The sequence below is a fragment of the Pseudomonas sp. genome (assembly GCF_049653025.1).
GTDB lineage: Bacteria > Pseudomonadota > Gammaproteobacteria > Pseudomonadales > Pseudomonadaceae > Aquipseudomonas.
Genome location: NZ_JBASFM010000023.1, coordinates 48,364 through 70,263 on the forward strand (window position 1 = coordinate 48,364; position 21,900 = coordinate 70,263).

Genomic DNA, 21,900 nt, shown 5'->3' on the forward strand with positions numbered 1-21,900 from the left:
CGCAGTATCGCCGACGCGCAGCAGATCCGAAGCAGGTTCTTAGGCGATGGCCGCCAGCAGTTTCTCCCATTCCTTGTTTTCCTTCTTCGACACGCCACCGAGCAGCTCGATGGCCTGACGCAGACGGAAGCGAGTCAGGTCCGGACCGATAATTTCCATGGCATCCAGCACCGACACCGAGCTGGCATGCCCGGTGATAGCGGCAAACATCAGCGGCATGGCATCGCGCAGCTTCAGCTCCAGGTGCTCAACCACCGCCTGGATGCAGCCGGTGATCTTGTCTTTCTCCCACTGACGCAGCGCTTCCAGCTTCCACAGGATCAGCTGCATGACCTGGCGCACCTGCTCGGCCGAGAGCTTCTTGTGCTCAAACAGCGCGGCATCCGGGGCCACGCCACCGGCGAAGAAGAAGCTGGCCAACGGCGCGATCTGACTGAAGGTCTCGACCCGACCCTGCACGTGCGGCGCGATCTGCATCAGGTAGTTGCTGTTGAACGCCCATTTCTGCGCGCCAGCGGCGAATTCTTCGACGCTCAATTCACGCATCCACTGGCCGTTGAGCCAGGACAGCTTCTCCAGGTCGAAGATCGGCCCGCCGAGGGAAACCCTGTTGATGTCGAAGTGCGCGACCATCTCGTCGAGGCTGAACTTCTCGCGCTCGTCGGGCATCGACCAGCCCATGCGGCCAAGGTAGTTGAGCATCGCCTGCGGCAGGAAGCCCATGCGCTCGTAGAAGGTGATCGAGGTCGGGTTCTTGCGCTTGGACAGCTTGCTCTTGTCTGGGTTACGCAGCAGCGGCATATAGCACAGCTGCGGCTTGTCCCAGCCGAAGTACTCGTACAGCAGGATCAGCTTGGGCGCCGACGGCAGCCATTCTTCGCCGCGCAGCACATGGGTAATGCCCATCAGATGATCGTCGACCACGTTGGCCAGGAAGTAGGTCGGCAGGCCATCGGTCTTCATCAGCACCTGCATGTCCATGCGATCCCAGGGGATCTCCACTTCACCACGCAGCATATCCGGCACCACGCACACGCCTTCGCTCGGCACCTTCATGCGTACTACGTTCGGCTCGCCTGCGGTCAGGCGCTGCTGCACTTCCGCGGCGGGTAGGTGCATGCAGTGGCCGTCATAACGCGGCGTCTGCTTGGCCTCCATCTGCTCGGCACGCAGCTTGTCCAGGCGCTCGGCGCTGCAGAAGCAGTGGAAGGCATGGCCCTTGTCCACCAACTCGGCGCTGTATTTCTGGTAGATATGGCCGCGCTCGCTCTGTCGATACGGGCCGTGCGGGCCGCCGACATCCGGACCTTCGCTCCACTCGATACCCAGCCAGCGCAGAGCGTCGTAGATCTGTTGTTCCGACTCGCGGGTCGAACGCACCTGGTCGGTATCTTCAATACGCAGGATAAATTCGCCACCGTGCTGACGGGCAAAGCACAGGTTAAACAGGGCGATATAGGCGGTGCCTACGTGCGGATCGCCAGTGGGTGACGGCGCGATACGGGTGCGGACGGTGGTCATGGAGAGTCTCGAAGAATTGCAGTGAACGCGGATTAAGGCGGCGATCTTAACAGGCCTGCCATGGCCGGCTCCAGCAGCCGACCATCCGACAACGGCAGAGCGTGCATGAGGAAATCCAGGAAGGTTTTCACTTTCATCGCCTGAAACCGCCGCGACGGGTAGACCGCATACAACTCGCCCACCGGCAGGCTGGCCTGCGGCAAGAGCTCAAGCAAGCGCCCCTGCTGCACGGCCAGATCGCTGATCATGATCGGCAAGCCAGCAATCCCGGCCCCGGCCAGCGCCGCCTCGCGGGCAAAGGTGATGTTGTTGCACGACAACACCCGCTGGCAGCCGATGCTTTCGCCGAGCAGCGGCCAATAACGTGGCGAATCATTCGGCAGCAGAATCGCCCGGTGCCCCGCCAGCTCGGCCACCGTCTGCGGCGTACCATGCTGGGCCAGGTAATCCGGACTGGCATACAGCCGGCGGCTGGTTTCGAGCACCTTGCGCGCGATCAGGGTGGAATCCTGCGGCCGGCCAACCAGGATGGCGATATCGATGCCCTCCTCGACCGGGTCGACATGCCGCGAGGTCAGCTCCACTTCGGCGCTGATCTGCGGGTACTGGCGCATAAAGTCGCCCAGCACCTGACCGAGAAACAGCTGGCCGAACTCGATCGGTGCGGTGATCCGCAGCAAGCCGGAAGGCTCCAGCTGCAATTGCATCACCGCCTGCTCGGCCTCGGCGAAGTCGAGCATGATCTGCCGGCAGCGCTCGTAGTAGGCCTGGCCGACTTCGGTCAGGCGCAGCTTGCGCGTGGTGCGATTGAGCAAACGCACCCCGAGGCGCTCCTCGAGCAAGGCAATCCGCCGACTGACTGTCGACTTCTGCATACCCAAGCCCTGCGCCGCCTGGGTAAAGCTGTGGCACTCGACCACACGGGTAAAGATCAACGCATCATCCAAGCCCATTATTGTTCCCTATAAGCAACAAAGTTTCCGAAGTCTAACGACTACAGGCGCGAAAGGAACACTGTTAGATTTGCTTACACTTTTGCCCGAGCTTCGAGCGCCTGCCATGCCTGCCCAACTGCAACGCCGACTGTTTATCTTCCTGGCCATCCTCGGCCTGATCATCGCGGCCTTCTTCGGCCATTGGCTGCTGATCGGCCGCTACCTAGAAAGCACCGACAACGCCTATGTGCAGGGCGAGATAACCCGCGTGTCGAGCCAGCTAGGCGCGCGTATCGACAAGGTCTTGGTGCAGGACAACCAGCACGTCGAACAAGGCGAGTTGCTGCTGGTGCTGGAAAGCGCCGACTTCGAACTGGCCAAGCAACGCGCCCAGGCCACCCTGGCCACCCGCGAGGCCGAGCTGAGCCAGGCGCGCAGCACCCTGGACCAACAGGACAGCCTGATTGCCGCCAGCCGCGCCGATGTCTCGGCCAGCGAAGCCACTCTGGGCCGCACGCAGATCGACCTGTCCCGCGCGCAAACCCTGCGCAAGCCCGGCTTCGTCTCCGAAGAGCGCGTCACCACCCTGGCCGCCGACAGCCGCATCGCCCGCTCGCACGTGAGCAAGGCGCAGGCCGACCTGCAAGCCCAGCGCCAGCAGATCAGCACCCTGCAAGCCGAGATCAAGCGCCTCGAAGCACAGATCAGCAGCGCGCGCACCGACCTGGCCCAGGCCGAGCTGAATATCGCCCGCACCGAGATTCGCGCGCCGATCAGCGGCTTTATCGGCCAGCGCGCCGCGCGCCAAGGCCAATATGTACAGACCGGTGCCTACCTGCTGTCGCTAGTGCCGGATCAGGACATCTGGATTCAGGCCAACTTCAAGGAAACCCAGATCGGCCATATGCGCCCCGGGCAAAGCGCCGAGCTGATCTTCGACAGCTTCCCTGACACGCCAATCGAGGCGCAGGTCGAAAGCCTGTTCGCCGCCTCCGGCGCGCAGTTCAGCCTGCTGCCGCCGGACAACGCCACCGGCAACTTCACCAAGGTGGTACAGCGGATTCCGGTCAAGCTGACCTTTGCTGCGGACAACCCGCTCAAAGGCCTGATCCGCCCGGGCATGTCGGTTGAGGTCAAGGTCGATATCGCCAGCGCAGCACAACATGGCGGCTGATGCGCTGATTCGCCCCACCGGCGAACCGAGCCGGCGCGACTGGATCGCGGTGATGAGTGTGATGCTCGGTGCCTTTATGGCCGTGCTGGACATCCAGATCACCAACTCATCGCTCAAAGACATCCAGGGCGCGCTGTCGGCCACCCTGGAAGAAGGCTCGTGGATTTCCACCTCCTACCTGGTGGCGGAAATCATCATGATTCCGCTCACCGCCTGGCTGGTGCAGCTGCTTTCGGCGCGCCGCCTGGCGGTGTGGGTGTCGCTGGGCTTCCTCGCTTCATCCTTGCTCTGCTCGATGGCCTGGAGCCTGGAGAGCATGATCGTGTTCCGCGCCATGCAGGGCTTTACCGGCGGCGCGCTGATCCCGCTGGCGTTCACCCTGACCCTGATCAAGCTGCCGGAACACCACCGGGCCAAGGGCATGGCGCTGTTCGCCCTGACCGCCACGTTCGCGCCGTCAATCGGCCCGACCCTGGGAGGTTGGCTGACGGAAAACTGGGGCTGGGAATACATCTTCTATATCAACGTGCCGCCCGGCCTACTGATGATCGCAGGGCTGATGTACGGCCTGGAGAAGAAGGCCGCGGATTGGCAGTTGCTGAAAAGCACCGATTACGCCGGTATCGTCACCCTCGGCATGGGACTCGGCTGTTTGCAGGTGTTTCTCGAAGAAGGCCACCGCAAGGACTGGTTGGAATCCAGCCTGATTAGCGGGCTGGGCAGCATTGCCGCGATCAGCCTGGTGTTGTTCGTCATCCTGCAGCTGTCGCGGCCCAACCCGCTGATCAACCTCGGCGTGCTGCGTGAGCGCAACTTCGGCCTGTCGAGTATTTCCAGCATCGGCCTGGGCATGGGTCTGTATGGCTCGATCTATGTGCTGCCGCTGTACCTGGCGCAGATCCAGGGCTACAACGCCCTGCAGATCGGCGAGGTGATCATGTGGATGGGCGTGCCACAGCTGTTTCTGATTCCGCTGGTGCCGCTGCTGATGAAAGTGGTGTCGCCGAAATGGCTGTGCGCCATGGGCTTTGGCCTGTTCGGCCTGGCCAGCTTCCTTTCGGGCGTGCTCAACCCGGACTTCGCCGGCGAGCAGTTCAACCATATCCAGCTGTTGCGCGCGCTCGGCCAGCCGCTGGTGATGGTGACCATCTCGCTGATCGCCACCGCCTATACCCTGCCGCAGGATGCCGGCTCGGCGTCGAGTCTGTTCAACATCCTGCGCAACCTCGGCGGAGCCATCGGCATCGCCCTGCTCGCCACGCTGCTCGATAGCCGCGCCAAGGTGTATTTCGATTACCTGCGCGAGTCGCTGGTACCGAGTAACCCGCAGGTCGCCGAACGCCTCGCGCTGCTGGCGGAAAAACTCGGCAGCGAACAGGCGGCACTGGCCAAGCTCAGCGAGATCGCCCATCAGCAGGCCGCAATCATGGCCTACAATGACGCCTTTCATTGCATCGGCATCGCCCTCGGCATCAGCATGCTGGCTGTACTGCTGACCCGCAAATTGCCCGCCGGCACCACCGGTGGTGCCGCGCACTAATCCATCCCGCGCGTCGTTTAACGGCGCGCTGCTGCTTCAGGTCATCCATGTCCGTTTCTGCTTCGCGCGCCCGCACATTGCTGCTGATTGGTGCTTTCGCCACGATTTACATCGGCTGGGGCACCACCTACCTAGCCAACCACTTCCTCCTGCTGGAGTTGCCGCCCTTCGTTATCGGCAGCCTGCGCTTCTCGATTGCTGGGGCTCTGGCGCTGGCCTGGGTAATTCTCAGCCGTCAATTGCACATCCAGCGCAGCGACTGGAGTGGTGTGCTGATCGGCAGCCTGGCGCTGATTGCGGTCGGCCAGGGCGCGCTGATCTATGCCAACCAGTATTTGCCGACCGGCATGCTGGCGATGCTCTACACCACCCTGCCGTTATGGAGCGTGGCGCTGGAATGGCTGCTCGGCGAGCGCCCACCGCTGTGGGTAATGGCCGGCCTGGCGCTGGCCTGCGCGGGCATCGTGCTGCTGATGAACAACGGCCTGGATCACCAGGCCTCGGCTGAACAATGGTTCGCCGGCCTGTTAGTGGTGTTCGCCACCCTGCTCTGGGCCGGCGGCGCCTGGCTGATGCGCCAGCGTCCGCCATTTCGCTCCAGCTGGCTGGGTCTGAGCCTACAAATGCTGATCGGCGCACTGCTGCTGGCGTTGTTCGGCTGGTGGCACGGCGACTGGCAGGCGCTCGATCTGCGCGCCATTAGCCAGCAGGGTTGGCTGTGGCTGGCGTATCTGGTGCTGCCGGTAAGCCTGGGCGTATACCCGGCCTACTTCTGGCTGCTGCGTGAAGTGCGGCCGAGCCTGGTGTCGACCTTCGCCTTCGTCAACCCGGTGGTGGCATTACTGCTGGGCTACCTGCTGCTGGGTGAACGCCTCAGCCTGCTGGCGATGCTGGCATGCGGCATCACGCTGGGCGGTGTAGTGCTGATTATCTTCGGCCGCCGTTAATCGCAAACTTTGTAGGAGGGGCTTTAGCCGCGACAGGGGACAGCTTGTTCGCGGCTAAAGCCCCTCCCACACAATACCCCTCTCACATTCGCTAAATCACACCTGCAACAACCGCTCGCGCAGCTTGTGAATCTCGTCGCGCAGCTGCGCTGCGGCCTCGAACTCCAGGTCGCGGGCCAGGGCGTACATCTTCTCTTCGAGTTGGCGGATGCGCTTGCTGATTTCGCTCGGTGAGCGCAGCTCGTTCTCGTAACGCGCGCTTTCTTCGGCGGCCTGGGCCATGCCCTTGCGCTTCTTGCTGCGCGAGCCAGGGACGACGGAGCCTTCGAGGATGTCCTGGACGTCCTTGAACACACCCTTGGGGATGATGCCGTTGGCTTCGTTGAAGGCGATCTGTTTGTTGCGCCGCCGCTCGGTCTCGCCGATGGCGCGCTCCATCGAGCCAGTCATACGGTCGGCGTAGAGAATCGCCCGGCCGTTGAGGTTACGCGCGGCGCGGCCGATGGTCTGGATCAGCGAACGCTCGGAACGCAGAAAGCCCTCCTTGTCGGCATCGAGAATCGCCACCAGCGACACTTCCGGCATATCCAAGCCTTCGCGCAGCAGGTTGATGCCCACCAGCACATCAAACGCGCCGATGCGCAGGTCGCGGATAATCTCGACCCGCTCTACCGTATCGATGTCCGAGTGCAGGTAACGCACCTTGACGCCGTGATCGGCCAGGTAATCGGTCAGGTCCTCGGCCATGCGCTTGGTCAGGGTGGTGACCAGCACGCGTTCCTCGATGGCCACGCGTTTGTGGATTTCCGAAAGCAGGTCGTCGACCTGGGTCAGCGCCGGGCGCACCTCGATCTGCGGGTCGACCAGGCCGGTCGGCCGCACCAATTGCTCGATCACTCGCCCGGCATGCTCGGCTTCGTAGTTGCCCGGCGTAGCGGAGACGAAGATGGTCTGCGGGCTGGCCGCCTCCCACTCCTCGAAACGCATCGGCCGGTTATCCAGCGCCGAGGGCAGGCGGAAGCCGTATTCGACCAGGGTTTCCTTGCGCGAACGGTCGCCCTTGTACATCGCGCCAACCTGCGGCACCGAGACGTGGGACTCGTCGATCACCAGCAGCGCCTGATCCGGCAGGTAGTCATACAGCGTCGGCGGCGGCTGGCCGGAATCGCGCCCGGACAGGTAGCGCGAGTAATTTTCGATGCCGTTGCAGTAACCCAGCTCGATGATCATCTCCAGGTCGAAACGGGTGCGCTGCTCCAGGCGTTGGGCCTCCACCAGCTTGTTATTGCTGCGCAGGTAGTCCAGACGCTCAACCAGCTCGACTTTGATCTTCTCCACCGCTTCCAGCAGCACCTCGCGCGGGGTGACGTAGTGGCTCTTGGGGTAGAAGGTGAAGCGCGGCAGCTTGCGGATCACCTCGCCGGTCAGCGGATCGAAGGCCGAGATGCTTTCCACCTCGTCGTCGAACAGCTCGACGCGGATGGCTTCCAGGTCCGATTCGGCCGGGTAGATGTCGATCACATCGCCGCGCACGCGGAAGGTGGCGCGGGCGAAGTCCATGTCGTTGCGGGTGTATTGCAGGTCAGCCAGGCGACGCAGCAAGGCGCGCTGGTCCATTTTATCGCCACGGTCAACGTGCAGCACCATCTTCAAATACGACTCGGGGCTGCCCAGGCCGTAGATGCACGACACGGTGGTGACGATGATCGCGTCCGGCCGTTCCAGCAGCGCCTTGGTCGCCGACAGGCGCATCTGCTCGATATGGTCGTTGATCGAGGCGTCCTTCTCGATAAAGGTATCCGAGGACGGCACGTAGGCTTCAGGCTGGTAGTAGTCGTAATAGGAGACGAAGTACTCCACCGCGTTGTTCGGAAAGAAGCTCTTGAACTCGCCATACAGCTGCGCTGCCAGGGTCTTGTTGGGGGCCAGCACCAGGGTCGGGCGCTGGATCTGCGCGATTACATTGGCGATGGAAAACGTCTTGCCGGAGCCGGTCACGCCCAGCAGGGTCTGGTGCGACAACCCCGCCTCCAGCCCCTCGACCATCTGCCGAATAGCCTCCGGCTGATCGCCGGCTGGCTGGAAACGGGTGACCAATTGAAACTCGGACATGACTGACCTCGACAAACGACTGTGACGCGATCTGAAAGCGTACGTCATAACAACTGAAATGCGTGTGCGCGCTGTCGCGACACACGGTATGGGTCGTTATACTAACGGCCCACTTACGCAACCCCTAGCCCCAGTCGTAGCAGGTGTTGCCCGACCCTCATCTCTCCTCTTCAGAGCTGTCGCATCCATGAGTCTGTTCTCTGCCGTCGAAATGGCACCGCGCGATCCCATCCTGGGCCTCAATGAAGCGTTCAACGCCGATACCCGGACCGACAAGGTCAACCTGGGCGTTGGTGTCTACTTTACCGAGGAAGGCCGCATTCCCTTGCTGCGTGCCGTAGCCGAGGCCGAGAAGGCCCGCATTGAAGCTCACGCACCGCGCGGCTATCTGCCGATCGAAGGCATCGCCGCCTACGACAGTGCCGTGCAGAAATTGCTGCTGGGTGCCGACTCCGAACTGATCGCCTCCGGCCGGGTGATTACCACCCAAGCCATTGGCGGCACCGGCGCACTGAAGACCGGTGCCGACTTCCTCAAGCGCCTGCTGCCAGGCGCAGTGGTCGCGATCAGCGACCCAAGCTGGGAAAACCACCGCGCGCTGTTCGAGTCCGCCGGCTTCCCGGTACAGAACTACCGCTATTACGACGCGGCCAGCCACGGGGTAAACCGTGCCGGCATGCTCGAAGACCTGAAGAACCTGCCGGCGCGCTCGGTGGTCGTGCTGCACGCCTGCTGCCACAACCCGACCGGCGTCGACCTGTCGCTGGACGACTGGAAAGCCGTGCTGGAGGTGCTGCGCGAGCGCGAGCACGTGCCGTTCCTCGACATCGCCTACCAGGGCTTTGGTGCCGGGATCGAGCAGGACGCCTTTGCCGTGCGCCTGTTTGCCGCGTCCGGCATACCGTTCCTGGTGTCCAGCTCGTTCTCGAAATCCTTCTCGCTGTACGGCGAGCGCGTCGGCGCGCTGTCCATCGTCACCGGCAGCCAGGAAGAGGCCGGCCGCGTGCTGTCGCAAGCCAAGCGCGTGATCCGCACCAACTATTCCAACCCGCCCACCCACGGTGCCACCGTGGTCGCCAGCGTACTTAACAGCCCTGAGCTGCGCGCCATGTGGGAAGCCGAGCTGGGCGAAATGCGCGAGCGCATTCGCGGTATGCGCATGGCCATGGTCGAGCAACTGGCGGCGCTGAACTGCAAACGTGACTTCGGCTTCGTCGCCCAGCAGCGCGGCATGTTCTCCTACTCCGGCCTGACTGCCGAGCAGGTCGAGCGACTGAAGAACGAGTTCGCCATCTATGCCGTCAGCACCGGGCGCATCTGCGTCGCCGCGCTCAATCAGCGCAACCTGCCAGCCGTCACGCAGGCGATTGCAGCCGTCCTCTGAAGCATTGGGGGAGTCGATCAGGTATTGACTTCCCCTTTCTAATCAGTAGGATACGCGCCATCGTTCCGCGATAGCTCAGTCGGTAGAGCAAATGACTGTTAATCATTGGGTCCCTGGTTCGAGTCCAGGTCGCGGAGCCAGTAGTACATCGGGGTATAGCGCAGTCCGGTAGCGCGCCTGCTTTGGGAGCAGGATGTCGGGAGTTCGAATCCCCCTACCCCGACCATTTTTGGTCATTCGTTCAGTGAGTAGAGCAGTTGGTTTTTGAGCCATTGCTCGTAGGTTCGAATACCGCACGCCACACCCTTTCAAGCTCGCTTGAAAGTAAAAAACCCGCCTAGTGCGGGTTTTTTATTGGCTTGCCATCCATGGCAGCAACCCTTCTGGCCATCGCGACGCAACGTTAAAGACTGTTCCAGACAGTTTTTATTGGCTATTTACCCGTTAGCTGCGGCATGGGATCGGCCCACCGCATCAATCATCAAAAGCTATCGAAGCCATTCAAACACAACATTTCGCCAATAACGCTTGAGCGACTAGCCTGCACCTCAATGAAGAACAATTCTCACTCGAGGTGCGCCATGCTCAAGACTGTGACCTTCACCCTGATGCACTTCTGCATCGCCTTCGGCGTCACTTACGCGTTGACCGGCAGCATCGCGGCCAGCGGTCTGGTGGCCGCCATCGAGCCGCTGTGCAACTCGGTGGGTTTCTACTTCCATGAAAAGGTCTGGCAGCGCATTGAAGGCCGCTCGGCATCCGCCGCTGCACGCCCCAAACATGCCTGGCTGCATCACCAAGCATGACGGCTTGATACGCCTGAGCAGGGCGTAAAAACAGCCAGCAGTGTGGCGGGGCAATCCGCTACTATGCGCGGCTCAGCCACCATACGCGTCCGATCATGCCCGCTACTTCTCGCTTCCCTGTTGCCCCTTACGTCTTTGCCTGCCTGCTCGGCCTGCTGGCACTGTTCGGTCTCTGGTATGGCATTGGCCAGCCGGTCGAACTGGCGGATGCCGCCACGCCAACGCACAAGCTGCAGTGCGCGTCCTACACGCCCTTCGACAAGGACCAATCGCCCTTCGACCTGCCGATGCAGCTGCGCCCCGAGCGCATGGAAGCTGACCTCGCGCTGCTCGCCGAGCGCTTCGAGTGCCTGCGCACCTATTCGGTGACCGGCCTGGAAGACCTGCCGAACATGGCCCGCAAGCATGGCCTGAAACTGATAGTCGGGGCCTGGGTCAGCCGCAATCCGGCCGACACGGCGGTTGAGATTGCCGGCCTGGTGAAGATTGCCAACGCCCACCCGGATGTGGTCCAGGCAGTGATCGTCGGCAACGAGGCGCTGCTGCGCAAGGAAGTCACCCCGCAGCAACTGGTGGCCTTGATCGAACAGGTCAAGGCGCAGATCGAGCAGCCGGTGACCTACGCCGATGTCTGGGAGTTCTGGCTCAAACACCCGGAAGTCGCCCCGGCGGTGGACTTCTTGACCATCCACCTGCTGCCCTACTGGGAAGACAACCCTGCCGGCATCGAGACGGCCCTGCATGAAGTCGCCGAGGTGCGCCAGACCTTCGGCAATGCCTATGCGCCCAAGGACATCCTGATCGGCGAAACCGGCTGGCCCAGCGAAGGCCGCCAGCGTGAAACCGCGGTGCCGAGCCTGGTCAACCAAGCCAAGTTCATTCGCGGCTTCGTTGCCATGGCCGAGCAGAATGGCTGGCGTTACAACCTGATCGAAGCCTTCGATCAGCCGTGGAAGCGCGTCAGCGAAGGTGCCGTAGGCGGTTACTGGGGACTGTATGACGCCGACCGCCAGGACAAGTCGATTCTCGCCGGCCCCGTGTCCAATCTGCCGCAGTGGTCCGCCTGGCTGGCCTTCAGCCTGATCCTGGCGGCCGCCACCCTGCTGTTCGCCGGTCGTCCAGCATCCGCCCGCGCCGCCCTCTTGCTGCCGCTGCTGGCGGCGCTGGAGGCTGCCTGTATCGGCCTGTTCAGCGAGCTGAGCCTGGTTACCAGCCGTTTCCTCGGCGAATGGCTATGGGCTGCCGCGCTGCTGGCGTTGAACCTACTGGTGCTGAGTCATGCGGCGTTGTGGCTGAGCAGCCGGAATGGCTGGCGCGCCCGCCTGTTCAACTGGCTGCATAGCCGTGGCGCACTGTGGCTGGCGCTGAGCGGCTTTGCCGGCGCGGTGATGATGCTCGCCCTGGTGGTGGATGCGCGCTACCGCAGCTTCCCCAGCGCCGCCCTGCTGCTGCCAGCGCTGGTCTACCTGTGTCGCCCGGTGGGCGGTTATCGCCGTGAAGTCGCCCTGCTCGCCCTACTGATCGGCGCGTGCATTGCGCCGCAGCTGTACCAGGAAACCCTGAACAACTGGCAGGCCCTGGGTTGGGCGCTGACCAGCGCATTGCTGGTCGCGGCGCTGTGGCGCAGCCTGCGAGTTAAAACGCAGACCGCCTGATCAGGCAGTTTGCGGCGCGCGTACCCAGCGCAGCAGCGCCAGCACCACGGCGAATACGCCCAGGCTGGCGCTGTACAACACCAGCGCCGGCAGACCGAGCAGCAATGCCGGTACCGCCAGGCGCTTGCCCCAGGCACCTGGCAGCACAAACGCCAGCAGTGCACAGATCAAGGAACCCCAAGCCAATACCCGGAAGTGGACCAACCAGCCGAGGCCCGCGCGCACCTGGCAAGCCAGTTGCTCCGGAGCATCGACGCACAGGCCGACCCACTGCGCGCCTTCCATCAACTGGTAACGCAGCGCAAAGCTCAAGGCCAGACACAGGGCGGCGGCGATCAACAGGGCAGTCAGAGGCAGATAGCGGGACATAAGCAGCTCAGGCAGATAAAAAGGCTGCGTAGGATAAGCCGCCCCGCCACGGATAACACCCCCCGAGTCGCCAGCCATAGCCGCTACGGCTAGAATCCCCCGCATGCTTATCCGCCGCCTGATCCTGATCAGCGCGAGCCTGCTCGGCCTCTGGCTGCTGTGGGTGATCGTGCAACCCGTGCCCAGCAGCCTGCCGCCCAGCACACCGCTATCGACCGGCAGCTGGCGCGTGGCCGAGCACAATCTCAGTGCCCTGCAGGATTTTCAGCTGGAAGCGCGGATTCTCGCCCGCGAAGACTACTACCTCGATCGCGGTGCCAAGCTGTCGCCGACCGACCTGGCGCTGGGCTGGGGGCCGATGGCCAACCCCGAGGTGCTGCGTCATATCAGCATCAGCCAGCGCAACCGCTGGTACTTCTGGCGCGCCGAGCAACTGCCCATCGAGCGCCGGCAGATTGAAACCCACAGCGCCAACATGCACCTGATTCCGGCCACCCCTGCAGTGGCACAGACCCTGGCGCAACTCAAGCCTGGCCAGCAGATTCGCCTGCAGGGGCAACTGGTCAGCGTTGAGGGCGACGACGGCTATCGCTGGATCAGCTCGCTCAGCCGCGAAGACACGGGCGACGGCGCCTGCGAGCTGATCTGGGTCGAGCAGCTGGCTGTTATTCCTTAAGCTTGTAAGCAGCCGCCCTGATCAGGCATTCTCACCACAGTTCCATCTTCTCGACGCATTCCGCGAGCCTCAGCGCAAGAGCAATCTTGAGCACTCCAGCCAGGCTGCGTGGTCGAACAGTGCCGCTGAAAACCACCACAGTCCGCTAGCTTCCCAAGAGACATAGCCATGCCGCGCCTCTCCCACCTGCTCGCCCTGTTCAGTTGCTTAGCCATGGCCACACCGCTGAGCGCCGCTGATATCGATGCCAGTAGCTACGGCTACCCATTGAGCAACCCGTTCGAAGCCACCCTGGCGACCACCCCGCCCGAGCTGCGCCCTGAACTGCCGGCTAACGACGCTATCGACCAGGACGATTACCAGATCCGCCTGCGCCCAGACCGCGAATTCAAGCTGCCGGACAACTTCTGGTCGGTGAGCAAGATGCGCTACCGCCTGGCCCAGCAGCCGGGTGAGGCACCGCTGATCTTTATCATCGCCGGCACCGGCGCGCATTACGCCAGCAGCACCCCGGAATACCTGAAGAAGCTGTTCTACGGCGCGGGTTACCACGTGGTGCAGCTGTCTTCGCCGACCAGCTATGACTTCATGGCATCGGCCTCGCGTTTTGCCACCCCCGGCATCAGCCGCGACGACGCCGATGATCTGTACCGCGCCATGCAGGCCGTGCGCGCCCAGCACCCGAAGCTGAAAGTCAGCGAATACCACCTGACCGGCTACAGCCTCGGCGGCTTGCATGCCGCCTTCGTCAGCGAGCTGGACGAAACCCGCCGCAGCTTCAACTTCAAGCGCGTGCTGCTGCTCAACCCGCCAGTCAACCTCTACACCTCGGTCAGCAACCTCGACCGCCTGGTGCAGACCAAGGTCAAGGGCATCGACAACAGCACCACTTTCTATGAGCTGGTGCTGGGCAAGCTGACCCGCTACTTCCAGGAAAAGGGCTACGTCGACATCAATGACGCCCTGCTCTATGACTTCCAGAACTCTGGCGAGCAGCTCAGCGATGAGCAGATGGCCATGCTGATCGGCGCAGCCTTCCGTTTTTCCTCGGCGGATATCGCCTTCACCTCGGACCTGATCAACCGCCGCGGCCTGCTCACCCCGGTGAGCTTCCCGATCAGCGAAAGCACCAGCCTTACGCCCTTCTTCAAGCGCGCCCTGCAGTGCGACTTCGACTGCTACATGAGCGAACAACTGATCCCCATGTGGCGGGCCCGCTATGACGGCGGCAGCCTGGCTCAGCTGATCGACCAGGTCAGCCTGTATGCCCTGGCCGACTACATGAAAAACAGCAGCAAGATCGCCGTGATGCACAACGCCGACGACGTGATCCTCGGCCCAGGCGACCTCGGTTTCCTGCGCCGCACCCTCGGTGACCGCCTGACCGTCTACCCACTCGGTGGCCATTGCGGCAACCTCAATTACCGCGTCAATAGCGACGCCATGCTGGAGTTCTTCCGTGGTTAAGACTTCTCGCATTGCCTTACTACTGGCCCTGGCGCTCGGCAGCAACCTGGCGCAGGCAGAACATGCAACGGATCCCGACGGCTTCAAGCAGCCGTTGCAGCATCTGCAATTCAACCCCGGGCTGGATCAGCGCGAGTTCGAGCGCTCAACCCTCAGCGCGCTGCAGGTCTATGACCCGCTGGAGTCGTGGAACCGACGGGTCTACCACTTCAACTACCGCGCCGATGAATGGGTGTTGTTGCCGATTGTCGATGGCTACCGCTATATCACCCCGAACCTGGTGCAAAGCGGCGTCAGCAATTTCTTCAGCAACCTGGGTGATGTACCCAACCTGGTCAACAGCCTGCTGCAATTCAAGGGCAAGCGCTCGATGCAGACCACTGCGCGCCTGCTACTCAACACCACCATCGGTGTTGCCGGCCTGTGGGACCCGGCTACGCGCATGGGCCTGCCCAAGCAGAAGGAAGACTTCGGCCAGACCCTGGGCTTCTACGGCACCCCGGCCGGGCCTTACCTGATGTTGCCGCTGCTCGGCCCCTCCAACCTGCGCGATACCGGCGGGCTGGTGGTCGATACTGCAGTCAAAAGCCAGGTCAACCTGCTGAACGTTGCCGAAGTCAGCCGCAACCACCCGGAAATCATTCTGCTGGAAGTGGTCGACCAACGCTCCACGGTGAACTTCCGCTACGGCCAGCTCAACACGCCGTTCGAGTACGAGAAGATCCGCTTCGTCTACCACGAGGCGCGCAAGTTGCAGATCGCCGAGTAAACCGACGAGCTTGACCCAAGGGCCGCCCCCAGGTTTTAACCTGGCGCGGCCCTTGTCGATTCTGGAGATGGAATATGCGCGTTGCCCAACTGGCCAAAGCCGCCGCTGTCAGCCCTGAAACCGTGCGTCATTACACCGACCTGGGTTTGCTGCGACCGACCCGCGACCCGGCCAACGGCTATCAGCAATACGCCAGCCGTGACCTGCAACGCCTGCGCTTTATCGCCCGCGCCCGCCGCCTGGGCTTTAGCCTGAAAGACAGCCAACAGATTCTGGCCAGCGCCGACAATGGCCACGCGCCCTGCGGCGAAGTGCGCGACCTGCTGAGCGAGCGTCTGGCCGCTTTACAGGCGCATATCGAGGAATGTCAACGCCTGGCGCTGGTGATGCAAAACGCCTTCGACGACTGGGCCGGCAAGGGCGAATGCGCCCCTGATGGCCAGGCCATCTGCCGTTTGATCGAGGATTTCGAACCGGATATCGAGCGCCGCCCGGCAACGCCCTGCCCCGCTCACTGACAAGTTTTACTGCGCGTAGCGGTGATACAGACCTGGCGGCACGCCGCTGCTGTCCGTCGGCAGCCAGGGCCCGTTCGGGTTGCTGGCCCAACTCCAGCCACTGTTCCAGCGGTAGTAGGTGCGCTCGCGGTAATACAGATCACGCGCACCACCCACCACATAGACGCCCAGCTGGCCGTCCCAGCGGCTTTGCGCTCCAGGCGGCGGGGCAAAGCGTGGATGATTGCTGCTACCGCTCGGCGTGCTGCTCGGCACGCTTAGCGGAGCCTGGGAACAAGCGGCCAGCAGCAACACAGCGCCCAGCAGCAACGGCTTCAGTAGCAGGCTCATTGGGCCTGGCCGTCTGCGCTGTCGATGATCAGTTGCTGCGTCTCGGCCGTATTGCTGGCCAACGGCTGGCTGCTGCCAATCCACTCACCGGTCTTGGCATTGCCACTGCGCGAGATGCGCGCCACCAGTTGCACCTGCTTGAAGCCGGAGATTTTCAGCTGCGGCATCATCGCATCGCTGTCCGACAGGCTGACCTGCGCCGGCAAGTCGGCCACGCTCAAGCGCTTGACCGCCAGCGGCATGGGCGGACCGGACACCGCGCGGGCGAAGATGAATACCGAGTCGCCCGGCTGCACCTTGCCTTGCAACGCCGCCGCCAGCTCGACCTTGACCGTCAGGCCCTGGGCCGTCGCAGCGACCGCTGCCAGGCTGTCAGTCGGCGAGCCGAGGCTGCTGCGCGCCCGGTCGATGCCACTCTGGATCGCCGCACGCGAAGGGTCCTGCTCCGGCAGGAGCGCCACCAGTTGCTCCCAGTGCGCGATGGCCTGAGCAAAGCGGCCATCCTCATAGGCGGCGATACCCAACAGGCCGAGGCTGGTGACTTCCGCCGGATCGGCTTTCAACGCCTCGTCGGTCAGTGCCTGCAACTGCGCGTTCCACTGTTTGTTGCCGGCGAAATACAGCGCCTGCGCCCACTGCCCAAGCAGTTCCGGCTCACGCCCGACGATGCCGACCGCGCGCTCAAAGGCCTGCGCAGCCTCCGGTGCACGCTCCTGCGCCATATAGGTACGGCCGAGGAAGTACCAGCCTTCGGCCGAATCCGGATTGGTCTTGAGCGAAGCTTCCAGGCGCGCCGTCATCTCTTCGATGGTTTTCGGCTGCCCGGCGCTCGCCTGCGCACGCTCGATATCATCCAGCGCGCCCCAGTGCAGGTACAGGCCGCCACCCAGCACGGGCATCAACAGGGCGATCAGCAACGGAATCTTGCTGCCCAGCACTCGCTGCTTTTGACTCTGCGCGCCTTCGGTATCGGCCAGCAGCTCACGGGCGGCCTCATCGCGACCATCCTGCAGCTGCTGCGCGTCCAGCGCACCGGCCGCGTGCTGGCTTTGCAGCTCTTGCAAGCGCTCCTGATACAGGGTGACGTTGAGTGCAGTACGGTCCTCTTCGGCCTGCACCTTGCGCGCACGCAGCACCGGGATCAGCAGAAAAGCCAGGGCTGTCAGCAACAGCAGGCCGGCGCATAACCAGAATTCGATCATCAGTCTTTCTTATCCACAGGCGATTGGTTAGCTGGTTGTTGATCGAGCAGAGCAGCCAGACGCTGCTGTTCATCCGCAGACAGGCCACTGGAGGCAACACTCTGCTTGCCACGACGGCGCAGCACGATGACCCCGAGCATCACGAAACCACCGACCAGCAAGCCAGCCGGGCCGTACCACAGCAACAGGGTGCGCGCCGTGACCGGCGGCTTGTACAGCACGAAATCGCCATAGCGGCTGACCAGAAAATCGATGATCTGCTGGTTGCTTTGCCCTTCTTCCAGCATGCGGAAGATCTGTGCACGCAGGTCCATGGCAATCGGCGCATCGGAATCGGCGATATTCTGGTTCTGGCACTTGGGGCAGCGCAGCTCTTCCACCAGATTGCGATAACGCTCGCGCTCGGCCTCAGTGGAAAACTCGTAGGTGTCGATAGCGGCCTGGGCGGTGCCAAGCACGGCCAGGCCCAATACGGTAGCAATCAGCAGGCGCTTCATGGCTGCACCTCATCGACCAGCTCCTGGTAGCGCGGAGCAAGCTCTTCGCGCCAGACACGCTCATCAATCACGCCGACAAACTTGTGGCGAATGATGCCGTCCTTGTCGATCAGGAAGGTTTCCGGCGCGCCGTACACACCGAGGTCCAAGCCCAGGGTGCCGCGAGCATCATTGATATTCAGCTGGTAAGGGTTATGGAACTCCGTCAGCCACTTCTGCGCGGCGGCGTTGTCGTCCTTGTAGTTGACCCCGTGAATGGTCACGCCGAGCTTGGCCAACTGGTTCAGCACCGGATGCTCGACGCGGCACGCCACGCACCAGGTTGCCCAGACGTTGACCAAGGCCGGCTTGCCCTTGAGGTCCGCGGTGCTGATGGCCTTGCCATCGGCCACCGCCGGCAGGGAAAACTGCGGGAAGGGTTTGCCGATCAGCGCCGAAGGTAATTCCGTCGGATCAAGGAACAGGCCGCGGTAGAGAAACACCGCCACACCGAGAAACAGCACCAGCGGCAATAACAGCAGTAGACGCTTCATGCTTGTGCTCCGGCCATGCCCAGCGCATCACGTACGCGGGTGCGCACCTTCATCCGGTAGCGCTTGTCGGACGCGGAGAGCACGCCGCCCAGGCCCATCAGAATCGCGCCGAACCAGATCCAGCGCACGAACGGTTTGATATGCACACGCACCGCCCAGGCACCGTTTTCCAGCGGCTCGCCGAGGGCGACGAACAGGTCACGGGTCAGCCCGGCATCGATGCCCGCCTCGGTCATCACCGATTGCTGCACGGTGTACAGACGTTTTTCCGGGTGCAGCAGGGCAATCTGCTGACCGTCTTCGAGAATGCGCACGGTGCCTTTGTCCGAGGTGAAGTTCGGCCCTTCGAAGTGTTCCGCGCCTTCGAAGATAAATTGATAACCGCCGATCTCCACCGACTCACCGGGGGCCATGCGCATATCGCGCTCGAAGCTGCCCATGCTGGTAAGAATCACGCCCAAGGCGCACACCGCCATGCCCAGGTGCGCGGTCTGCATGCCCCAGTAGCTGCGGGTAAGACTCGGCAGGCCGCGGAAAAAGCCTTTGTGACGGGTCTTCTCGACGATATCGCGCGCACCGGCCAACACCACCCAAGCCGCCAGCAAGCAAACGCCGAGCACCGCCCAGTTGAAGTCGTCGGCGAGCAGGCTGGCCAGCACGGCCAATACCACACTGCCGATCAACACCGGGGTCAGCATGCGCAGCAACCACTGCACGGGCGTGTCCTTCCAGCGCACGATCACGCCGACCGCGATCATCGCCATCAGCAGGCCCATCAACGGCACAAACAGGGCGTTAAAGTACGGCGGGCCGACTGACAGCTTGGCCCCGGTCATGGCGTCCAACACCAGCGGGTAGAGGGTGCCGAGCAGAATCATCGCCGCCGCCACTACCAGAATCAGGTTGTTCACCAGCAGCAGGGTTTCCCGCGACCACAGGGCAAAGCCGACCTGGCTTTTAACCACCGGCGCGCGAACAGCAAACAGCGCCAGCGAGCTACCGACCACCAGCAACAGGAAGGCCAGGATAAATACGCCGCGCTCAGGGTCGCTGGCGAAGGCATGCACCGAAGTCAGCACGCCGGAACGTACCAGGAAGGTCCCCAGCAGGCTCAGGGAAAACGCGGCAATCGCCAACAACACGGTCCAGCTCTTGAACACGCCACGCTTTTCCGTGACGGCCAGGGAGTGGATCAGCGCGGTGCCGACCAGCCAAGGCATAAAGGAAGCGTTTTCCACCGGGTCCCAGAACCACCAGCCGCCCCAGCCGAGTTCGTAGTAGGCCCACCAGGAGCCCAGCGCGATACCGACACCGAGGAACGCCCAGGCAATGATGGTCCACGGCCGCGACCAGCGCGCCCAGGCAGCATCCAGCTTGCCGCCAAGCAGCGCGGCGATGGCGAAGGCGAAGGCCACGGAGAAGCCGACATAGCCCATATAGAGCATCGGCGGATGAATGATCAGGCCAAAATCCTGCAACAGCGGATTGAGGTCACGGCCATTGGCCGGGGTATCGAACAGCAGGCGCTCGAACGGGTTGGAGGTGATGATCAGAAACAGCAGAAAACCGATGCTGATAATCCCCATCACGCCCAGCACGCGGGCCAGCATCTCTTCCGGCAGCTGGCGCGAGAAGATCGACACGGCAAAAGTCCAGCCGGCCAGAATCAGGCCCCAGAGCAGCAGCGAGCCTTCGTGTGCGCCCCATACGGCGCTGAATTTGAAGTACCAGGGCAGCGCTGTGTTGGAGTTGTTGGCGACATAGGCGACGGTGAAATCGTCGACCATAAAGGCGTAGGTCAGGCAGACAAAGGCGAACAGCATAAAGCTGAACTGGCCCCAGGCCGCCGGCTGCGCCAGGCTCATCCACTGGCGATCGCCGCGCCAGGCACCGATCAGCGGCAGGGTGGCCTGCACCAGCGCCATGCACAGGGCCAGGATCATCGCCAAATGGCCAAGCTCGGGAATCATTGCGCGCTCTCCAGTTTGGACGCCTGCTTGGCCGCTTGGGCGGCGTCGTGTTGCTGCTTCATGCCGCTCTTTTCCAGGGCCTGCATGACTTCCGGCGGCATATAGTTTTCGTCGTGCTTGGCCAGTACTTCATCGGCAATCAGCACGCCGCTGCCATCGAGCTTGCCCATGGCGACGATGCCCTGCCCTTCGCGAAACAGGTCCGGGAGGATGCCGCTGTAGCGGATGGTCACATTCTTGGCACCGTCGGTGACCACGAAATCGGTGTCCAGCGAATCGCTGGAACGCTTTACCGAGCCCTCCACCACCAGGCCACCGGCGCGGATGCGGGTGTCCTGCGGCGCATCGCCATTGGCGATCTGCGTCGGGGTGTAGAACAGGTTGATGTTCTGTTGCAGCGCGCTCAGGGCCAAGGCCACGGCGATACCGACACCCGCGATGATGGCCAGGACGATAAACAGACGCTTTTTGCGCACGGGGTTCACTTCGACTCCTCCCGGCGCAAACGACGCGCCTCGTCTTGCAGATAACGGCGACGCGCCAGGATTGGCAGCGCCACATTCAGCCCCAATACCGCCAGGCTGATGGCATAGCAGGACCACACATAAGGGCCATGCGTGCCCATGGCGAGAAACTCGCTGAACGAGGAAAAACTCATTACGCCTTCTCCCCCTGCGCCTTGACTGCAGCCTTGATCTCGGCCTTGGCCCAGCTGCTGCGGGCCTCGCGCTTGAGCACATCCAGGCGCATGCGCATCAGCAGCACGGCACCAAAGAAGCAGTAGAAGCCCAGCACCATGATCAACAGCGGCATCCACATCTCGAACGGCATGGCCGGTTTCTCAACCACGCTGAAAGTGGCCGGCTGGTGCAGGGTGTTCCACCACTCCACCGAGTATTTGATGATCGGGATATTCACCACGCCAACAATCGCCAGCACCGCGCAGGCCTTGGCGGCGCTGTCGCGGTTAGTGATGGCATTACCCAGGGCAATCACGCCGAAATACAGAAACAGCAGGATCAGCATCGAGGTCAGCCGCGCATCCCACACCCAGTAGGTGCCCCAGGTCGGCTTGCCCCAAACCGCACCGGTGACCAGGGCGATCACGGTCATCCAGGCGCCGATGGGCGCAGCCTGCTGCAGGGCGACATCGGCCAGTTTCATCTTCCACACCAGGCCCACGGTGCCGGCCACCGCCAGCATCACGTAGATCGACTGAGCGAGGAAGGCGGCCGGCACATGGATATAGATGATGCGAAAGCTGTTGCCCTGCTGGTAATCCGGCGGCGCGAACGCCAGGCCCCAAACCAGGCCAATGCTGAGCAACAGCACGGCAGCCGCCGCCAGCCAGGGCAGCCAACGTGTGCTGATCTCATAAAACCACTTGGGCGAGCCCAATTTGTGAAACCACATCCAGTTCATCAGGTTACTCATCAGTGCTAGGGCTGATCCGGGCGCAGGCAGGCACTCGGATCAACCGGCCATTCAGGCTTAT

The 21,900-nt window shown here is 62.8% G+C and carries 22 protein-coding genes and 2 tRNA genes; 12 read left to right on the top strand and 12 right to left on the bottom strand.

Annotated features, from left to right (window positions below):
- Positions 1-39: 39 nt before the first annotated feature.
- Entirely contained in the window at positions 40-1,521 is a 1,482-nt protein-coding gene (gene gltX / locus WBK23_RS18400) for a glutamate--tRNA ligase (RefSeq protein WP_424485375.1), read from the bottom strand.
- A gap of 32 nt (positions 1,522-1,553) precedes the next feature.
- Complete coding sequence (locus WBK23_RS18405) at positions 1,554-2,474, bottom strand: LysR family transcriptional regulator (protein ID WP_424485376.1); 921 nt, start codon at positions 2,472-2,474, stop codon at positions 1,554-1,556.
- A gap of 106 nt (positions 2,475-2,580) precedes the next feature.
- On the opposite strand from WBK23_RS18405, the gene WBK23_RS18410 reads away from it, so the two are divergent.
- Genes WBK23_RS18410 through WBK23_RS18420 form a run of 3 tightly spaced genes read left to right on the top strand, consistent with a single transcriptional unit; the run spans position 2,581 to position 6,117 of the window.
- Positions 2,581-3,630 (top strand): HlyD family secretion protein, encoded by a 1,050-nt coding sequence (locus tag WBK23_RS18410; RefSeq protein WP_424485377.1) that lies wholly within the window; start codon positions 2,581-2,583, stop codon positions 3,628-3,630.
- Between the two features lie 49 nt (positions 3,631-3,679).
- Positions 3,680-5,170: an MDR family MFS transporter gene (locus WBK23_RS18415; protein WP_424485474.1), complete on the top strand. Its 1,491-nt coding sequence runs from the start codon at positions 3,680-3,682 to the stop codon at positions 5,168-5,170.
- A gap of 47 nt (positions 5,171-5,217) precedes the next feature.
- Positions 5,218-6,117 carry an EamA family transporter gene (locus WBK23_RS18420; RefSeq protein ID WP_424485378.1) on the top strand — a complete coding sequence of 300 codons (900 nt, stop codon included), beginning with the start codon at positions 5,218-5,220 and terminating at the stop codon, positions 6,115-6,117.
- Positions 6,118-6,213: 96 nt separating this feature from the next.
- On the opposite strand, the gene uvrB is transcribed toward WBK23_RS18420, so the two are convergent.
- On the bottom strand, positions 6,214-8,229 hold the full coding sequence (uvrB, locus tag WBK23_RS18425; protein WP_424485379.1) for an excinuclease ABC subunit UvrB: 2,016 nt from the start codon (positions 8,227-8,229) through the stop codon (positions 6,214-6,216).
- Positions 8,230-8,416: 187 nt separating this feature from the next.
- Between uvrB and WBK23_RS18430 the strand changes: the two genes are divergently transcribed.
- From WBK23_RS18430 to WBK23_RS18450, 5 genes are all read left to right on the top strand, one after another.
- On the top strand, positions 8,417-9,613 hold the full coding sequence (locus tag WBK23_RS18430) for an amino acid aminotransferase (protein ID WP_424485380.1): 1,197 nt from the start codon (positions 8,417-8,419) through the stop codon (positions 9,611-9,613).
- Positions 9,614-9,677: 64 nt separating this feature from the next.
- Positions 9,678-9,753: transfer RNA gene (locus WBK23_RS18435), tRNA-Asn, on the top strand.
- 9 nt (positions 9,754-9,762) lie between these two features.
- Positions 9,763-9,839 (top strand) — tRNA-Pro (locus tag WBK23_RS18440).
- Positions 9,840-10,194: 355 nt separating this feature from the next.
- The gene (locus tag WBK23_RS18445) at positions 10,195-10,419 is read left to right on the top strand and encodes a DUF2061 domain-containing protein (protein ID WP_424485381.1); all 225 of its coding nucleotides are present in this window, start codon (positions 10,195-10,197) and stop codon (positions 10,417-10,419) included.
- 95 nt (positions 10,420-10,514) lie between these two features.
- Positions 10,515-12,074, top strand: a complete 1,560-nt coding sequence (locus WBK23_RS18450) for a beta (1-6) glucans synthase (RefSeq protein WP_424485382.1) — start codon at positions 10,515-10,517, stop codon at positions 12,072-12,074.
- Here WBK23_RS18450 and WBK23_RS18455 read toward each other — a convergent pair whose 3' ends face one another.
- Positions 12,075-12,443 carry a hypothetical protein gene (locus WBK23_RS18455; protein WP_424485383.1) on the bottom strand — a complete coding sequence of 123 codons (369 nt, stop codon included), beginning with the start codon at positions 12,441-12,443 and terminating at the stop codon, positions 12,075-12,077.
- Positions 12,444-12,546: 103 nt separating this feature from the next.
- Between WBK23_RS18455 and WBK23_RS18460 the strand changes: the two genes are divergently transcribed.
- From WBK23_RS18460 to WBK23_RS18475, 4 genes are all read left to right on the top strand, one after another.
- Positions 12,547-13,119: a hypothetical protein gene (locus WBK23_RS18460; protein WP_424485384.1), complete on the top strand. Its 573-nt coding sequence runs from the start codon at positions 12,547-12,549 to the stop codon at positions 13,117-13,119.
- A gap of 168 nt (positions 13,120-13,287) precedes the next feature.
- Positions 13,288-14,586 (top strand): serine/threonine protein kinase, encoded by a 1,299-nt coding sequence (locus WBK23_RS18465; RefSeq protein ID WP_424485385.1) that lies wholly within the window; start codon positions 13,288-13,290, stop codon positions 14,584-14,586.
- Between the two features lie 10 nt (positions 14,587-14,596).
- Positions 14,597-15,355 carry an MlaA family lipoprotein gene (locus WBK23_RS18470; protein WP_424485475.1) on the top strand — a complete coding sequence of 253 codons (759 nt, stop codon included), beginning with the start codon at positions 14,597-14,599 and terminating at the stop codon, positions 15,353-15,355.
- A gap of 74 nt (positions 15,356-15,429) precedes the next feature.
- Positions 15,430-15,873 (top strand): MerR family DNA-binding protein, encoded by a 444-nt coding sequence (locus WBK23_RS18475; RefSeq protein WP_424485386.1) that lies wholly within the window; start codon positions 15,430-15,432, stop codon positions 15,871-15,873.
- A gap of 6 nt (positions 15,874-15,879) precedes the next feature.
- Here the strand turns inward: WBK23_RS18475 and WBK23_RS18480 are convergent, their stop codons facing one another.
- Genes WBK23_RS18480 through WBK23_RS18515 form a run of 8 tightly spaced genes read right to left on the bottom strand, consistent with a single transcriptional unit; the run spans position 15,880 to position 21,830 of the window.
- Positions 15,880-16,203, bottom strand: a complete 324-nt coding sequence (locus WBK23_RS18480; RefSeq protein ID WP_424485387.1) for a hypothetical protein — start codon at positions 16,201-16,203, stop codon at positions 15,880-15,882.
- Positions 16,200-17,405, bottom strand: coding sequence for a c-type cytochrome biogenesis protein CcmI (ccmI, locus tag WBK23_RS18485; RefSeq protein ID WP_424485388.1), 1,206 nt, complete (start codon positions 17,403-17,405; stop codon positions 16,200-16,202). The genes WBK23_RS18480 and ccmI overlap by 4 nt, the downstream gene beginning before the upstream one ends.
- Entirely contained in the window at positions 17,405-17,902 is a 498-nt protein-coding gene (locus WBK23_RS18490) for a cytochrome c-type biogenesis protein (RefSeq protein ID WP_424485389.1), read from the bottom strand. Before WBK23_RS18490 ends, ccmI begins: the two co-directional genes overlap by 1 nt.
- Positions 17,899-18,435 carry a DsbE family thiol:disulfide interchange protein gene (locus WBK23_RS18495; protein ID WP_424485390.1) on the bottom strand — a complete coding sequence of 179 codons (537 nt, stop codon included), beginning with the start codon at positions 18,433-18,435 and terminating at the stop codon, positions 17,899-17,901. Before WBK23_RS18495 ends, WBK23_RS18490 begins: the two co-directional genes overlap by 4 nt.
- Positions 18,432-20,405 (bottom strand): heme lyase CcmF/NrfE family subunit, encoded by a 1,974-nt coding sequence (locus WBK23_RS18500; RefSeq protein ID WP_424485391.1) that lies wholly within the window; start codon positions 20,403-20,405, stop codon positions 18,432-18,434. Before WBK23_RS18500 ends, WBK23_RS18495 begins: the two co-directional genes overlap by 4 nt.
- Positions 20,402-20,890, bottom strand: a complete 489-nt coding sequence (gene ccmE / locus WBK23_RS18505) for a cytochrome c maturation protein CcmE (RefSeq protein WP_424485392.1) — start codon at positions 20,888-20,890, stop codon at positions 20,402-20,404. The genes WBK23_RS18500 and ccmE overlap by 4 nt, the downstream gene beginning before the upstream one ends.
- On the bottom strand, positions 20,887-21,063 hold the full coding sequence (gene ccmD / locus WBK23_RS18510) for a heme exporter protein CcmD (protein WP_424485393.1): 177 nt from the start codon (positions 21,061-21,063) through the stop codon (positions 20,887-20,889). The genes ccmE and ccmD overlap by 4 nt, the downstream gene beginning before the upstream one ends.
- The gene (locus tag WBK23_RS18515) at positions 21,063-21,830 is read right to left on the bottom strand and encodes a heme ABC transporter permease (RefSeq protein WP_424485476.1); all 768 of its coding nucleotides are present in this window, start codon (positions 21,828-21,830) and stop codon (positions 21,063-21,065) included. Before WBK23_RS18515 ends, ccmD begins: the two co-directional genes overlap by 1 nt.
- Between the last annotated feature and the right edge of the window lie 70 nt (positions 21,831-21,900).